Origin of the sequence: Magnetovibrio sp., assembly GCF_036568125.1 — a bacterium.
GTDB lineage: Bacteria > Pseudomonadota > Alphaproteobacteria > Rhodospirillales > Magnetovibrionaceae > Magnetovibrio.
The window spans coordinates 194454-209543 of sequence record NZ_DATCTF010000011.1; the positions used below are offsets into that span (position 1 = coordinate 194454).

Sequence of the window (15090 nt, forward strand, 5' to 3'; positions counted from 1 at the left end):
CCGATCCGGGGCGATTTTCATAGCAACGGCGCATACGATGGCACGAGCAGGCCCGAGAAGTCCACAACAAGACTGACCGCCTTGCTTGCGTTGAATCGTGCAAACACCTATAAAGGCAAGAGGTTAACACATACTGTGTCGCGATGATTATCACCTGTCCAAACTGCGCAACTCACTACGACATCAAGCCCGAGGCCATCAAGCCGACCGGGTCCATGATGCGTTGCGCGCGCTGTGGCTTCACTTGGCAGCAGTCCGTGATCCATTCGGTCGAGGTCCGCGAACAGCAAATCACCATTCCCGTTGCCGCCGCCGCCGCGCCTGCGGCACCCATGCCCGCCGCGCCGCCGCCCCCTCCGCCGCCGCCCGCGCCGGAACCGGAACCCATTCCCGAACCGGAACCGGAACCCGAGCCGGAACCAATCCCCGAGCCTGAACCGGAACCGACGCCGGAACCGGAGCCCGAGCCCGAGCCGGAATCGGAACCGCTGTCCCAAGACGAGCTGGATAACCTGTTCGGCGACGACGAAACCACGGTTCCGCCGATCGAATCGATGATCGACACCAATCTCGATCACGACGAACCGGAAACCATTCAGGTCGAAGACGACGACATTGAGCCGATTCCCGACGGCCTGTCCGAACCTATGCCTCGCCCCGACGACGATGAAATTCCCGTCGGTCGCCCGCGTTTCAAAAAACCGCCGCCGGAAAACAAAAAGCCGGTCGCCTTGATCGTCGCCAGCGTGATTGTTGTGCTGTTGGTCGGTGTCGCCTTGACCAGCGTTTTGGCCAAAAACGCGATCATGAAGGCCATTCCGATGACCAAGGACTATTACGTCATGTTGGGCATCCATCACCCAGAACCCGGCGAAGGACTTGCACCGCAAAACGTCAGTGGACGGCGCGACGTGCGCAACGCCATCGACTATCTGATCGTCGAAGGTATCGTCGCCAATGTGGAACAGCAACCGATCCACGTTCCGCTTTTGAAAGTGGCGCTGACCAACGCCGACGGCAAGGAAATCCGGGTCATGACCCAGGAACTGCCGAAAACCCAATTGGAACCGGGTGAAACCGTGCCGTTCAAGGTCGAGTTCGAAAACCCGCCCGGCACCGCGCGCTCGATGGTGGTCGGCTTCGTCAACCCCGAAGACGCCGCAGCGGCCGAAAACGGCGGTGGCGAAAATGGCAATGGCGGCGACGGGCACTAAAAGCACCCGCCTCGCATAGCTGCCTCACACCAGCTCAAACTGATTTCTTTTTCCGCTAGTCTTCCAGCCAATCGGGCAGACGATCCATTGCGATGATCTGTTCAACGCTGAGCGGCGCGCGCACCACCGCGAACTGATCGCCGTTGACCATCACCTCGGCCACCAACGGGCGGGTGTTGTAGGTCGAGGACTGCACCGCGCCGTAAGCGCCCGCGGTGCGCATCACCAGCAAATCGCCGGCCTTGACGGCGGGCAGACGGCGGCCCTTGGCGAAGGTGTCGCCGGTTTCGCAAATCGGTCCGACAATGTCGACGTCGATCAAATCGGCACCCTTGGCCGGTTCGATTTCCGGCACGATGGCGTGATAGGCGCCGTACAGGGTTGGCCGGATCAGATCGTTCATACCGGCGTCGACGATCAGGAAGGTACGGGTCGCGCCTTCTTTGACGTAAATCACCCGGGTGACCATAATGCCGGAATTGCCGGTGATCATGCGTCCCGGTTCCAAGATCAGCTCAACGTCCAAACCGCTCAGGGTTTCACGCACCACTTGGGCGTACTCTTCGGGGTTCGGCGCCACGGCTTCGTCTTCGCTGCCGTAAGGGATGCCCAGTCCGCCGCCGATATCGAGAACCTCGACGCTCAGCCCGTCGGCGCGCAGCATCGCGACCAAATCGCCCGCGCGCACGTAAGCGTCGCGAAACGGCTGCAAGTCGAGCAACTGCGAACCGATGTGCATCGCCAGGCCGCGCACCTTGATGCCAGGCAGATTGGCGGCTTTGGCGTAGACTTCGTGCACGCGGGTCCATTCGATGCCGAACTTGTTTTCCAGCTTGCCAGTGCTGATTTTTTCATGGGTATGGGCGTCTACGTCCGGATTGACGCGTAGCGCCACCGGAGCCTCGACGCCCATGTCGGAGGCCACCGCGCTGATGCGCTCCAACTCGGGTTCCGATTCGACGTTGATCTGCTTGATGCCCGCGCCCAGCGCCATGCGGATTTCGGCTTCGGACTTGCCGACGCCGGAAAAGACGATGTTGCGCGCCTTCACGCCCGCCTTCAACGCGCGCGTCAACTCGCCGCCAGACACCACGTCCGCGCCCGCGCCCAATCCGGCCAACGTGCGGATCACGGCTTGGTTGGAGTTGGCTTTGACCGCGTAGCACACCAACGCATTGAGGCCGCGCAAGGCATCGGCGAAGACATTGAAGTGACGCGTCAGCGTGGCGGTGGAATAGGTGTAAAACGGCGTGCCGACCTGTTCGGCGATGGCGCTGAGCGCCACGTCTTCGGCATGCAGATGGCCGTTCTTGTAAGTAAAGTGATCCATCGAAGGAGCCTTATTGGTTGGAACCTTATTGGTTGGGATAGGTGCGCGGATACGTCGAGCCCGGCGGCGCGTCGGGATCGCCCTTGCGTCCGCACGCGCTCAACGCGCCCGCAATCAACAGCATCGCCACGGCTATGGTCAGAAAACGGGTCATTTCAAAAACCTTTCGCGCGCATGGGTCACCTGAGCCAAAACGTTTGCCGGCGAGGTGCCGCCCAAGCTGGTGCGGCTGGACACCGAATTGTCGACGCCCAGCACGGTGAAGATCTCGTCCGTCAGGCCCGCATCGACGCTTTGCATATCAGCAAGCGACAGGTCTTCCAGGCCGCAGCCTTTGTCTTCGGCCATTTTCACCAACGCGCCGGTGACGTGATGGGCATCGCGAAACGGCATGCCCAGCACCCGCACCAGCCAGTCGGCCAGATCGGTCGCGGTGGTGAAGCCTTTACCGGCATCGGCCTTCATGCGTTCGACGTTGAATGTCGCGGACTTGAACATTCCGGTCATGGCGGTGACGCACAGTTCGGCGGTGTCGGATGCGTCGAACACCGGCTCTTTGTCTTCCTGCATGTCCTTGCCATACGTCAGCGGCAGACCTTTCATCACCGTCAGCAGGCCCATCAACGCGCCGAACACCCGGCCCGCTTTGCCGCGCACCAATTCCGATGCGTCGGGATTGCGTTTTTGCGGCATGATCGAACTGCCCGACGAAAAATCGTCAGACACGCGGATGAAGCCGAACTGCTGCGACGCCCAAATGACCATTTCTTCGGCCATGCGCGACAAGTGCACGCTGAGGATCGACAATAAGCCCAGATATTCCAGCGCGAAATCGCGATCCGAAACCGAATCCAGCGAATTCTGCGTCGGCCGGTCGAAGCCCAGCGCCGCCGCCGTGGCTTCGCGGTCGATGGGGAACGAGGTCCCCGCCAACGCCGCAGCACCGAGCGGGCATTCGTTCAGCCGCGCCCGGCAATCGCGCACGCGCGAGCGATCGCGGCCCAACATTTCGGTATAAGCCAGCAGATGGTGGCCCAACGTCACCGGCTGGGCGGCTTGCAGATGGGTGAAGCCCGGCATCACCGTGGCGGCGTGTTCCTCGGCCCGGCTGATCAGGGTTTCCTGCAAATCCTTGAGCGCCCCGTCGAGCCCGTCGAGTGCGTCGCGCACCCACAGCTTGAGGTCCGTCGCCACTTGGTCGTTGCGCGAACGGGCGGTGTGCAGACGCCCCGCCGCATCGCCGATTTTATCGCGCAAGCGGCTTTCGACGTTCATGTGAATGTCTTCCAGCGCGCGCGAAAATTCGAACGTACCTTGGTTGATTTCAGCCTCAACCGCATCCAGGCCTTCAAGGATGGATTTGCCGTCTTGTTCGGTTATGATGCCCTGAGCAACCAGCATCCGAGCGTGCGCACGCGACCCCCGGATGTCCTGGGCGTACAGGCGCTTGTCAAAGCCGATGGAAGCATTGATTTCTTCCATAACGGCTGATGGCCCGGCCTCGAAACGTCCGCCCCAAATGGTGCTGGTGGTGCTGTTGTCGTCGTTGTTGCTCATGGTATTTGGACCCAAGAAGAACCGAAAAATGCTTCAGTCTAAAGTTAAGAACACGCACACCCGCCTTCGTTCCCGGCTTGGCATGGTGCTTCACACAGCCGCAGTGGGCTTTGCCGCCATTTTGGTGATATCCGGCCATGTTGCAAGTGCTCAGGCCGATCCGGTCGAAATTCCCCTGGAATTGGCCAATAAATTGCGCCCGGCCGTCACCGGCGAAGGTGCGCTTGATACGCCCTTTTTCAACGCTGCGGAAGAAGAAATCACCATTGCTTCACTCAAGGGCCGTGGTGTGGTGTTGAATTTTTGGGCCACTTGGTGCGCGCCGTGCGTGCGCGAAATGCCCGCCCTGGATCGCTTGGCCGCCGCTTTGAAAGATCAGGGCGTCGATGTGATCGCGGTTTCCGAGGACCGCAAGGCGCTTAAGAAGGTGCCGCCGTTTTTTGAAGCCAACGCCATCGCCAATCTCGACGTTTATTATGACCTCAAAGGCCAATTGTCGCGCAAAGTCGGCGTCGAAGGGCTACCCACCACGGTTTTGATCGACGCCGAAGGCCAACTGGTCGGGCGTGTGCTGGGTGTTTTGGAATGGGATGCGCCGCAAACCGTCAACTACCTGGCGCAGACTCTCACCACTCAAAAACCATAGGATGTCGGCGCGCGTATTTTCCTCAGCCAAACCTGCTTTTGCGCCGATTGCTTACCCAGATCGTACGCCAGATTGGTTGATTGCAGGGAAGCTTCCCTGATACAACAAAAGTATAATGGCGAAACGATGGCCCCAACAAAGGCTCTTGGGCCAAGGACTTGAATGACCCGCAGAAAACCAACCCTTACAGCCGCTGGGCGCGACCCGTTGCCCCGGCGCATCAAAATGCCGCCGCGCCCTGATAGTCCTGAGCAGCGCTTGCACGATATTGTCTCGACCGTGGGGGATTGGATTTGGGAAACCAATGAAATTCTCGAACTCACATTCATTTCCGACCGTTTCATGGAAACGACCGGCTTGCCGCCCGAGGCCCTCAAAGGCCGGACCTTGCAGCAAGTCGTGCTGGCCGACGACCGCATCGGCGTAAAAGACGCCAATGCCAGTCCGGTCTCGTTCACCTTGGATCATCGCGAACCATTTAGAGACATCGCCTGCTCGCTGATCGCTGCCGACGGCAGCATTTTGCATTTCACCCTTTCGGGCATCCCGTTTTACAGCGACAACAACATGTTTCGCGGCTATCGCGGGGCCGCGCATAACATCACCCCGCAACTGGAAAGCCAGCGCAAGTACCACCACGCCAAAAAGAAAGCCGTCCCCTATCAACTGGCCGAAGTCAGCCGTTCTGATGCGTTGAAGCACGCCGCCAAAGCCAAAAGCCACGACGAAGCGTTTGTCATTTACGATCAAAACGGCAACCTCATGGCGGCCAGCGAGGGTTACGCCAAGCTCTATCCCGCATTGGACGACGTGATCATCCCCGGCGCGACCTTGAAGGATATTCTGACCGAAGCCGCCCGCCGCCTGGAAATCAAGGAAGCCCAGGGACGCATGGGACAATGGGTTGACGAGAAACTGGCCGAACGTCTGAACCCACAACCGACGCACCAAGAAATATATCGCGGCGGGCGCTGGTGGCGCATACACGAACAACGCACCCGCGAAGGCCAGGTACTGAGCCTGCACACCGACATCACCCACATCAAAGACATGGAAGCCTCGCTTTTGGATGCGGAAACCCGCTACCGCAAGCTTGTCGAGATGGCTCCGGACCTGACGTGCGTGGTCACCGACGGGATCATCACGCTGATGAATTCTGCCGGGGCGGAGATGTTGAGAGCTGATGACCCGCGCTCCTTTATCGGCAAATCCTTCGACGTCTTCGTCCACCCTGATTTTCGCGAAATCCTCCACGATGAAATCGAACAATTGTTCGAAGAAAAATGGATGCCGATGCGTTTGGTGCGCACCGATGGCGTGGTCATCGATGCGGAACTATCGGCACTGCCGTTTTCCGAACGCGGCCTGAAAACTGTGATGCTGGTGGCGCGCGACACTTCGGACCGCAAACGCGCGGCGGAAGCCCTCATTCATCGCGACGTGCAGCTTCAGGGCATCATGGAAACGGTGGTCGACGGCATCATCACCATCGATCAGCGCGGGATCGTGCAATCGTTCAATCCGGCCGCGGAAAAAATCTTTGGCTACCGCGCACATGAAGTGATCGGCAACAACGTCAAGATGCTGATGCCTGCGCCGTATGCAGAGGCCCACGATGGGTACTTGGATCGCTATCGCGAAACCAAAAACCCCACCATCATCGGCAAGGGCCGTGAAGTCTCGGGCTTGCGCAAAAACGGCTCGCAGTTCCCGTTGGACCTATCCGTCAGCGAACTCCGCCGCGATGGAAAGTCTCTCTACATCGGTGTGGTGCGCGACATTACCGAGCGCAAAAAGAACGAGCAGGCCCTGCAAGAAAGCCGCGCGCGCTACGAACTCGCCATCAGTGGTGCAGGCGAAGGCATCTGGGATTGGGACATGCATTCCGATCAGCTTTACATCTCCGCCAAGATCCGTGACCTGACCGGCTACAAAACGAATTTCATCAAGGCCAAATCGTGGCTGCGTCTGATCCATCGCGAAGATCGCGGGGAATATCAACGGCGCCTGACACGACACCTTAAGGGCGAAACGCCATCGTTCTTTTCCGAATGTCGGCTCTGTCACAAGGATGGCAGTTGGCGTTGGATCCGAATTTCCGGCATGGCGTTACGCGACAAGGCGGGGTGGGTTTACCGCATGGCGGGTTCGGTCGGCGATATCACCCAGCGCATCGAATTCCAGCATCAACTGATCGAAGCCAAGGAACGCGCTGAAATCGCCAGCCGCGTCAAAACCGAATTTCTCGCCAACATGTCGCACGAATTGCGCACGCCTTTGAACGCCATCATCGGATTTTCCGATGTGATGTTGTCGGGGTTGTTTGGCGGATTGGAGCCACGCTATCAGGAATACATCGAAAACATTCGCGATTCCGGCTCGCACCTGCTGGCGGTGATCAACGACATCTTGGATGTCTCACGCATCGAAGCGGGGCGTATGGACCTGCGGCCAGAGCGCATTTCCATTGCAGAATTGATCGAATCGGCTACCCGCTTGATCCGCGACCGCGCGACCGAAGCCGGTTTGTCGATGAACCGCCGGGTACCCAAAGACTTGCCCGACCTGATGGTCGATAGTCAGCGCATCAAGCAGGTGTTGCTCAATATTTTGTCCAATGCAGTCAAATTCACCCCCGAAGGCGGCAAGGTCACGGTTAAGGCAAACCTTTCCAAGTCCAACGAATTGACCATCTCGGTTTCTGATACCGGCATCGGCATGAGCGAGGCTGAAATCGCCACCGCGTTGACCCCGTTCGGCCAAGTCGATAGCAAGCTTGCGCGCAAATTCGACGGTACCGGCCTGGGTTTGCCATTGACCAAAAGCTTTGTCGAATTGCATGGTGGGATACTGTCGATCAAATCCACCCCCAAACAAGGCACGACCGTATCCGTGCGGTTCCCGACCGACCGTTTGGTCCGCTGAAAGAGCGAGGCTCGCCCATGACCAGCGCATCCGCAGCCCAGCCCAGCCCCATCCGCATCGCCACGTTCAACATGGAAAGCTTGGACGAACCGCCCCGCGCGCGGTGCTCGTTGGACGACCGCATTCGTGCACTGCGCCCGCAGCTGCTTCGTTTACGGGCCGATATCTTGTGTCTTCAGGAAGTGAACGGACAGTTGAACGCGGACGGCTCCGAGCGCAGCCTCAGCGCGCTGGACGCGGTACTTAAAGGCACGCCATACGAAACCTATCACCGAGCCGTCACCAAGAGCCCCTCGGGGCGGGGCGTGCGCGACCGCCACAATCTGGTGACCCTTTCGAAGTTTCCGATTCTCGGCGCCGACGAAGTGTGGAACCATTTGGTCCAAGCGCCGCTGTTTCGTTGCGCCACATCCGATCCGCCGCAAACCGAACCGATGCCGGTCGAATGGGATCGCCCGTTTTTGTATGCCGATCTAGATTTGGGCGATGGTCGCAAGTTGGTGGTGGTGAATGTCCACCTGCGTGCGCCGCGCGCGGCGTTCGTCGCAGGGCAAAAACGCGATCGCTACAGCTGGAAAAGCATGCCGGGCTGGGCGGAAGGTTTTTTCCTCGCCACCATCAAGGCCGCCGGACAAGCATTGGAAGTCCGTACCTTCCTCGACCGTCTGTTCGACATGGAAGCGGACGCCTTGGTGGCGGTGGTGGGGGATTTCAATTCCGACGACACCGAAGCGCCGGTGCGCATCATCAGGGGCGATGAGGAAGATTCGGGCGACGGCGCTTTGGCTGCGCGCATGTTGATCGCCGCCGAGCGCGGCTTGCCCGAAAGCCAGCGCTTTTCCGTGATCCACCGGGGGCGACCCCACATGGCCGATCACATTTTGCTGTCAGCACAACTGCTTGGCTGGTTGGGTCATGTGGAGTGTCATAACGAAGCGCTCCACGATGAAGTCGGCAGCCCCGCCGCCGTGGCGGGCGCGCCGGAATCCTACCATGCGCCGGTGGTCGCTGAACTGCAAAGGCCAGACTAAGCCATAACGTCTGAACCAAAACATCTGAACTTTATCAGTCGCGTCCGGTCCGTCTCGGCCGCATCTGCCGTGTTAGGCAGTGTGGCCGAGATTCGCGGATGCGTTCAGTTGGCTTTTGATTGCCGCGACGCTGTGCTTAACCCATGCAGCGACGTCTTTGATCGCTTGCAAAAAGGCCTGGGCGCGCAATTCGTGGGCATCGATGTTGTAGTACATGTTTCATACTCCTGTTGTGGTCGGCCTTGTGGCCGATCCGTTTCTCGGGGGAGACATATGCACTATACGCATTTTACCCCGGGTGAATATTGCCATTATTCCGCACCTGATATGCAAAAAACGCATAACACAATGAATGCGCGCACTCTTGTCATCGGCGCTTCGGCCCCCTAGCTTCTAGGGACGCATCTTCTTCAACAAAAAGGCCCGCAATGTCCCTCGATCCCCTGGACGTCCCCATCGCCCGCGACCCGGAATTGTGCACAAAATTGCGCGCACGCTTGCGCGCCGACGACTTTGTCGGCTTTGTGGTGCCTCACTCCGATGCAAACCAAAGTGAATACCTACCGCCCAGCGCGGAACGATTGGCGCGGCTGACGGGCTTTGGCGGCTCGGCCGGACTGGCCATCGTGATGCAGGACGAAGCGGCGATTTTTGTCGATGGCCGTTACACCTTGCAGGTGCGCGACGAAGTCGATGCTACGGTTTTCGCCCCCCAACCCATCGCCACCGTAAAACCGGAAGAATGGCTGCGCACGCGCCTGAAACCGGGTGATCGCCTGGCATACGATCCATGGCTGCACACACCCGGACAGTTGGAACCCTACGCCCAGGTCTGCGCCGACACCCAGTCGCACTTGGTCGCGGTCGCGGAAAACCCCATCGATGCGCTGTGGCCGGATCGCCCCGCCCCGCCGTCCAGTCCGTTGGTGGTTCTCGACACGCCGTTCGCGCCGCTGACCTCCAAGGCCAAACGTGCCCTCGTCGGTGCGGATCTGCAAAAGGCTGGCGTTGATGCTGCCGTCATCAGCGCGGGCGATTCCATCGCTTGGTTGTTCAACATCCGCGCCAACGACGTGCCGTTCACCCCGCTGGTTTTGGCTTACGCCCTGATAAACGCAGACGGCACCGCTAAGTTGTTCATCGACGATGCACGGGTCGATGCTGCGACGCGCGCGCACTTGGGCCCCGATGTCGAGATCGTTGCTTCCGATCGCCTCAGCGATGTTTTGGATGCGCTGGGACGCGACAAAAAAGCGGTGCGCATCGCCACGCGCGCGACCCCGGCGTGGATCGTCGAACGGGTCACCAAGGCCGGCGCGCGTATTCTGCCCGGCGACGACCCCTGCCAACTGCCCAAGGCCAAAAAGACCCCTGCGGAAATCGACGGTATCAAACGCGCCCACAAACGCGACGGCGCGGCGCTGGTGCGTTTTTTGGCGTGGCTCAGCGTTGAAGGCCCCAAAGGCGGCGTGACGGAATTGTCCGCCGCCGCAAAGCTGGACGGCCAGCGCGCCGCCAACGAACATTTTCGCGGCCTCAGCTTCCCGACCATTTCCGGTTCCGGTCCCAACGGTGCGATCGTGCATTATCGGGTCAGCGAACAATCTGACCGCGCGCTGCGTTCCGGCGAACTCTATCTGGTCGATTCCGGCGCGCAATACTTGGACGGCACCACGGACGTAACACGCACGGTTGCCATCGGCAAACCGACCGCCGAGATGCGCGACCGGTTCACCCGCGTGCTCAAAGGCCACATTGCCATTTCCAGCCAGACCTTTCCACGCGGCACCCGCGGCCAGGAGCTCGATGTACTGGCGCGCCGGGCGTTGTGGGAAGCGGGCATCGATTACGATCACGGCACCGGTCACGGGGTGGGCACCTATTTGGGCGTGCACGAAGGCCCACAGGGCATCTCCAAACGCGGCCAGGGTCCGGAACTGGCCGCAGGCATGGTTTTGTCGAACGAGCCCGGCTATTATAAGGAGGGCGCGTTCGGCATTCGCATTGAAAACCTGATTTATGTGCGCGACATCCCTGCACCGCGAGGCGCCGAGCGCGAAATGCTGGGCTTCGAACCTCTGACCCTGGCCCCGATCGACCGCACATTGATCGACGCCGATCTGTTGACGCCATCTGAACGCGCCTGGATCAACGCTTATCATGCACGGGTGTTCGCGGAACTGTCAGCGCTGGTGGACGGCGAGACGCACGTTTGGCTTGCGGCGGCCACCGCACCATTGCTTTAAATATTAACGATTTTGAAGTTCATGCGGATGTACATATAATCCTGCGAGCATATGCCCTTTACGGACCTTATGCTCAGGATCGTCAACCGACGACCTAAACATTTTTGACGTAGCGATACGCTAGGACTGAAGACGATGGGGCTGTTTGGTTTTGGTGACAAAGAAGAACCGGAGCGGATCACCGCGCCGGTGGATCCCAATTGGGTGCGCCTGCCCAACGGGGCCTTCCCACCGCTCCTGTCTATGGACCCGGAAGAAATGGGCCTCAACAACGTCGGCGGAGTGTATCTGATCTGGCACGCAGGCGTGCGCCCCGAATGGGTCTATGCCGGACACAGCAAAGATCTCGCCGCCGCCCTTCACCATGCCGGCAACAATCGCGACATCAACTACTACGAAAAAAACGGCGGCTTGTTCGTAGCCTGGGCTTTGGTCAAAGAGCAATATCGCGCCGGTGTGGTCAAATACCTGCAAGAGACCTTCAAAACCCAGGTCGACAACCCCGGCGACTTCAACGACAAAACCGTGCCGGTACCGGTCATCGCACCGGTGGCGAAACGCAAGTCGGCGACATGACCGAGCGGCCCCGTTAAGCAGCCATCACCTTTGCAACCTCGCTCAGCATCGCGCTCATCTCGAAATCCTTGGGCGTGAATACTCGCGTCACCCCCATGTCCTTAAGCGCCTGCATATCGCGTTCGGGAATGATGCCGCCGACGATCACCGGAATGTCGTCCGCGCCGCGCTCTTTCAGCCCACTCATCACGTCCGCGACCAAGCTCAGGTGCGAGCCCGACAGCACCGACAAGCCCACCGCATGCACGCCTTCTTGCACCGCAGCGGCGACGATTTCGGCCGGGGTTTGACGGATGCCTTCGTAGATCACCTCAAAACCTGCATCGCGCGCGGCCAAGGCCACTTGTTCGGCACCATTGGAATGACCGTCCAACCCCGGCTTCGCCACCAGCAGACGTGGATGCGTGCCCAGTTGTTCGGTAAGTGCCTTGACCGCGCCCCGAAGTCCATCTGCGTTCGCCATCGGTGCGCGCGCCGCGCCCGCGATTCCGGTGGGGGCACGATATTCACCGAACACGCTGCGCAGTTTGTCGCCCCACTCGCCGGTGGTGACGCCCGCTTTGGCGCAGGCGATCGAACTGTCCATGATGTTGCGGCCGTCTTTGGCGGCGGCTTCCAGGTCCTTCAGCGCAGTCTCGACGGCAGCATTGTCGCGCGCGGCGCGCCAAGCCTTGAGGTTCTCAATCTGGCTGATTTCGGCTTGCGGATCGGGGGTGAGGAACGTTTCCGCGCCTGACACCAACGGCGACGCTTCGCCTTCGGTAAACTTGTTGACGCCGACCACCACCTGCTCGCCGGACTGAATCGCGGCCAAGCGCTTGGCGTTCGATTCCACCAGACGCTGTTTCATATAGCCCTGTTCGACGGCGCGAATCACACCGCCCATCTTTTCCAACCCGGCCAGTTCCGTGCGCGCCAGATCTTTGAGCTGATCGACCTTGGCGGTGATTTCCGCCGAACCGTCGAAGATGTCACCGTATTCCAACAGGTCGGTTTCAAACGCCATGATCTGCTGCAAACGGAGCGACCACTGCTGGTCCCACGGACGCGGCAGGCCCAAGGCTTCGTTCCACGCCGGAAGTTGCACTGCGCGCGCACGGGCGTTTTTCGACAGCACCACCGACAACATTTCGATCATGATGCGGTAAACGTTGTTTTCCGGCTGGGCTTCGGTCAAGCCCAACGAGTTCACCTGCACGCCGTACCGAAAGCGGCGCAGCTTGGGATCTTCGACTCCGTACCGGTGCAATGCGATTTCATCCCACAATTCGGCGAACGCGCGGGCTTTGCACAGTTCCGTCACAAAACGGATTCCGGCGTTGAGAAAAAAGCTGATGCTGCCCACGACCTTGGGGAAGTCCTCCGGCGCGATGTCGCCGCGCGCTTTCACCATGTCCAGCACGGTGATGGCGTTGGCCATGGCGAAGGCCAGTTCCTCGGCGGGCTCGGCGCCGGCTTCTTGCAAATGATAGGAACACACGTTCATCGGATTCCATTTAGGCATTTCGCGCGCCGTGAACGAAATCACGTCCGTTTCCAAACGCATCGACGGCGCAGGCGGAAACACGTAGGTGCCGCGCGACAGGTACTCTTTGATGATGTCGTTTTGCGTCGTGCCCGCAAGTTGGCGGCGATCCGCCCCTTGGGCCTCGGCGGCGGCGATATACAGCGCCAGCAACCACGGCGCTGCGGCGTTGATGGTCATCGAGGTGTTCATCTGGTCCAGCGGGATGCCGTCGAACAGCTGCTTCATGTCGCCAAGATGGGAAATCGGCACACCCACTTTGCCCACTTCGCCGCGCGCCAGCACGTCGTCGGCATCCAGCGCGGTCTGCGTCGGCAAGTCGAAAGCCACCGACAGGCCGCTTTGGCCGCGACTCAGGTTGGTGCGAAACAGCGCGTTCGACGCCGCCGCCGACGAGTGGCCGGAATAGGTGCGAAACAGCCACGGACGATCCTTTTTGATCGCCGGCTCGGTGTCGGCCTTAGCTTTCGCATCTGCAATATTGTCGGTCATCGCGATCTCCCTGATCCATCGGCCCGCCTTTTATGGTTTGGCGGTTTTCCGCACAGATTGTCCCCCAACCCTCATAATTTCGCAAGTGCGGAAAAATTTGTGCATTGCAATATTTTTTCAGATGCGCCCATACTTATCACCAGAACAAAAAGGCCAAAGCCCATTCGGTCGCAACAGACCGGACGATACGCTGGGATCAAAACTGGGCGGGCCGAAGAGACAGGGCAAAAATGGAGGCCAACATGGCTGAAGCAAAAATCGACGAAAGCACTGGCGGCATTGCCGAGGTGCTTTCCGGACAACCGGTAAAAGATTTGTACGAGTTGGGCGAAATTCCGCCGCTCGGTCACACGCCCAAGCAGATGTACGCGTGGGCGATTCGCCGCGAACGCCATGGCGAACCCGACACCGCGATGCAGGTCGAGGTGGTGGATACCCCGACAATCGACAGCCACGAAGTTCTGGTCATGGTGATGGCTGCGGGTGTCAACTACAACGGCGTGTGGGCTGCGTTGGGCTTGCCGATTTCGCCGTTCGATGTGCACAAGCAACCCTTTCACATCGCCGGGTCCGACGCGGCGGGCATCGTGTGGGCCGTGGGCTCGAAGGTCAAGCGCTGGAAAGTCGGCGACGAAGTGGTGGTCCATTGTAACCAAGATGACGGCGACGACGAGGAATGCAACGGCGGCGATCCGATGTTTTCACCCAGCCAGCGCATCTGGGGCTACGAAACCCCGGACGGTTCGTTCGCCCAGTTCACCCGCGTGCAAGCGCAACAATTGATGGTCCGACCCAAGCACCTGACGTGGGAAGAAAGCGCGTGCTACACGCTGACCTTGGCGACCGCGTACCGCATGCTGTTCGGTCATCGCCCGCACATTCTGCGTCCCGGTCACAACGTTTTGGTTTGGGGTGCATCGGGCGGCCTGGGGTCCATGGCGATCCAGTTGATCGCCACCGCCGGCGCCAACGCCATCGGCGTGATCTCCGAAGAAGACAAGCGCGATTTCGTCATGCGCCTGGGCGCCAAGGGCGTCATCAACCGCAAGGAATTCGATTGCTGGGGACAACTGCCCGACGTCGACGACCAGGAAGGTTATGGCGAATATATGAAGCGCTGCCGCAAATTCGGCAAGGCCATCTGGGACATCACCGGCAAAGGCGTGGATGTCGACATGGTGTTCGAACATCCCGGCGAAATGACCTTCCCGGTTTCGGCCTTCGTGGTCAAACGCGGCGGCATGGTGGTGTTTTGCGCCGGCACGACGGGTTTCAACATCACGTTCGATGCGCGCTTCGTATGGATGCGCCAAAAGCGCATTCAAGGCAGCCACTTCGCCCACCTGCGCCAGGCATCTCAGGCCAACAAGCTGGTGTGCGAACGACGCATCGACCCGTGCATGAGCGAGGTGTTCCCTTGGGACGACATCCCCGAAGCACACATGAAAATGCGCCGCAACGAACACAAACCCGGCAACATGGCGGTGTTGGTGCAAGCGGTGCATCCGGGACGACGCACCATCGAAGATTGCCTGGAAGGCTGAGGAG

Annotated in this window: 12 protein-coding genes; 7 read left to right on the plus strand and 5 right to left on the minus strand. The window is 59.8% G+C overall.

Features of this window, described 5'->3' with window-relative positions:
• Positions 1–143 precede the first annotated feature (143 nt).
• Positions 144–1214, plus strand: coding sequence for a DUF3426 domain-containing protein (locus VIN96_RS09300; protein WP_331895670.1), 1071 nt, complete (start codon positions 144–146; stop codon positions 1212–1214).
• A 55-nt stretch (positions 1215–1269) separates the two neighbouring features.
• Here VIN96_RS09300 and lysA read toward each other — a convergent pair whose 3' ends face one another.
• Genes lysA through argH form a run of 3 tightly spaced genes read right to left on the minus strand, consistent with a single transcriptional unit; the run spans position 1270 to position 4116 of the window.
• The gene (gene lysA / locus VIN96_RS09305; protein ID WP_331895671.1) at positions 1270–2544 is read right to left on the minus strand and encodes a diaminopimelate decarboxylase; all 1275 of its coding nucleotides are present in this window, start codon (positions 2542–2544) and stop codon (positions 1270–1272) included.
• A 25-nt stretch (positions 2545–2569) separates the two neighbouring features.
• Entirely contained in the window at positions 2570–2698 is a 129-nt protein-coding gene (gene lptM / locus VIN96_RS09310; protein WP_331895672.1) for an LPS translocon maturation chaperone LptM, read from the minus strand.
• Positions 2695–4116 (minus strand): argininosuccinate lyase, encoded by a 1422-nt coding sequence (gene argH / locus VIN96_RS09315; RefSeq protein ID WP_414675603.1) that lies wholly within the window; start codon positions 4114–4116, stop codon positions 2695–2697. The genes lptM and argH overlap by 4 nt, the downstream gene beginning before the upstream one ends.
• Positions 4117–4183: 67 nt before the next feature.
• Here argH and VIN96_RS09320 point away from each other — a divergent pair, with 67 nt between their 5' ends.
• The 3 genes from VIN96_RS09320 to VIN96_RS09330 all read left to right on the plus strand — a co-directional run bounded on the left by VIN96_RS09320 (position 4184) and on the right by VIN96_RS09330 (position 8703).
• Positions 4184–4747 carry a TlpA disulfide reductase family protein gene (locus VIN96_RS09320; RefSeq protein ID WP_331895675.1) on the plus strand — a complete coding sequence of 188 codons (564 nt, stop codon included), beginning with the start codon at positions 4184–4186 and terminating at the stop codon, positions 4745–4747.
• Between the two features lie 162 nt (positions 4748–4909).
• A complete protein-coding gene (locus tag VIN96_RS09325) occupies positions 4910–7672 on the plus strand; it encodes a PAS domain S-box protein (RefSeq protein ID WP_331895677.1) in 2763 nt (920 codons plus the stop codon).
• A 17-nt stretch (positions 7673–7689) separates the two neighbouring features.
• Entirely contained in the window at positions 7690–8703 is a 1014-nt protein-coding gene (locus tag VIN96_RS09330; RefSeq protein ID WP_331895678.1) for an endonuclease/exonuclease/phosphatase family protein, read from the plus strand.
• 72 nt (positions 8704–8775) lie between these two features.
• On the opposite strand, the gene VIN96_RS09335 is transcribed toward VIN96_RS09330, so the two are convergent.
• Positions 8776–8919: a hypothetical protein gene (locus VIN96_RS09335; RefSeq protein ID WP_331895680.1), complete on the minus strand. Its 144-nt coding sequence runs from the start codon at positions 8917–8919 to the stop codon at positions 8776–8778.
• 212 nt (positions 8920–9131) lie between these two features.
• On the opposite strand from VIN96_RS09335, the gene VIN96_RS09340 reads away from it, so the two are divergent.
• A complete protein-coding gene (locus VIN96_RS09340; protein ID WP_331895681.1) occupies positions 9132–10949 on the plus strand; it encodes an aminopeptidase P family protein in 1818 nt (605 codons plus the stop codon).
• 135 nt (positions 10950–11084) lie between these two features.
• Complete coding sequence (locus VIN96_RS09345; protein ID WP_331895683.1) at positions 11085–11525, plus strand: hypothetical protein; 441 nt, start codon at positions 11085–11087, stop codon at positions 11523–11525.
• 13 nt (positions 11526–11538) lie between these two features.
• On the opposite strand, the gene VIN96_RS09350 is transcribed toward VIN96_RS09345, so the two are convergent.
• On the minus strand, positions 11539–13542 hold the full coding sequence (locus VIN96_RS09350; protein WP_331895684.1) for a protein meaA: 2004 nt from the start codon (positions 13540–13542) through the stop codon (positions 11539–11541).
• A 242-nt stretch (positions 13543–13784) separates the two neighbouring features.
• Here VIN96_RS09350 and ccrA point away from each other — a divergent pair, with 242 nt between their 5' ends.
• Positions 13785–15086, plus strand: coding sequence for a crotonyl-CoA carboxylase/reductase (ccrA, locus tag VIN96_RS09355; RefSeq protein ID WP_331895685.1), 1302 nt, complete (start codon positions 13785–13787; stop codon positions 15084–15086).
• Positions 15087–15090 lie beyond the last annotated feature (4 nt).

Bases quoted from the DNA above. Each gene is read 5' to 3' on its own strand.
- VIN96_RS09300 (WP_331895670.1), top strand. From the start codon at position 144: ATGATTATCACCTGTCCAAACTGCGCAACTCACTACGACATCAAGCCC.
- lysA (WP_331895671.1), bottom strand. From the start codon at position 2,544: ATGGATCACTTTACTTACAAGAACGGCCATCTGCATGCCGAAGACGTG.
- lptM (WP_331895672.1), bottom strand. From the start codon at position 2,698: ATGACCCGTTTTCTGACCATAGCCGTGGCGATGCTGTTGATTGCGGGC.
- VIN96_RS09320 (WP_331895675.1), top strand. From the start codon at position 4,184: ATGGTGCTTCACACAGCCGCAGTGGGCTTTGCCGCCATTTTGGTGATA.
- VIN96_RS09325 (WP_331895677.1), top strand. From the start codon at position 4,910: ATGACCCGCAGAAAACCAACCCTTACAGCCGCTGGGCGCGACCCGTTG.
- VIN96_RS09330 (WP_331895678.1), top strand. From the start codon at position 7,690: ATGACCAGCGCATCCGCAGCCCAGCCCAGCCCCATCCGCATCGCCACG.
- VIN96_RS09335 (WP_331895680.1), bottom strand. From the start codon at position 8,919: ATGTACTACAACATCGATGCCCACGAATTGCGCGCCCAGGCCTTTTTG.
- VIN96_RS09340 (WP_331895681.1), top strand. From the start codon at position 9,132: ATGTCCCTCGATCCCCTGGACGTCCCCATCGCCCGCGACCCGGAATTG.
- VIN96_RS09345 (WP_331895683.1), top strand. From the start codon at position 11,085: ATGGGGCTGTTTGGTTTTGGTGACAAAGAAGAACCGGAGCGGATCACC.
- VIN96_RS09350 (WP_331895684.1), bottom strand. From the start codon at position 13,542: ATGACCGACAATATTGCAGATGCGAAAGCTAAGGCCGACACCGAGCCG.
- ccrA (WP_331895685.1), top strand. From the start codon at position 13,785: ATGGCTGAAGCAAAAATCGACGAAAGCACTGGCGGCATTGCCGAGGTG.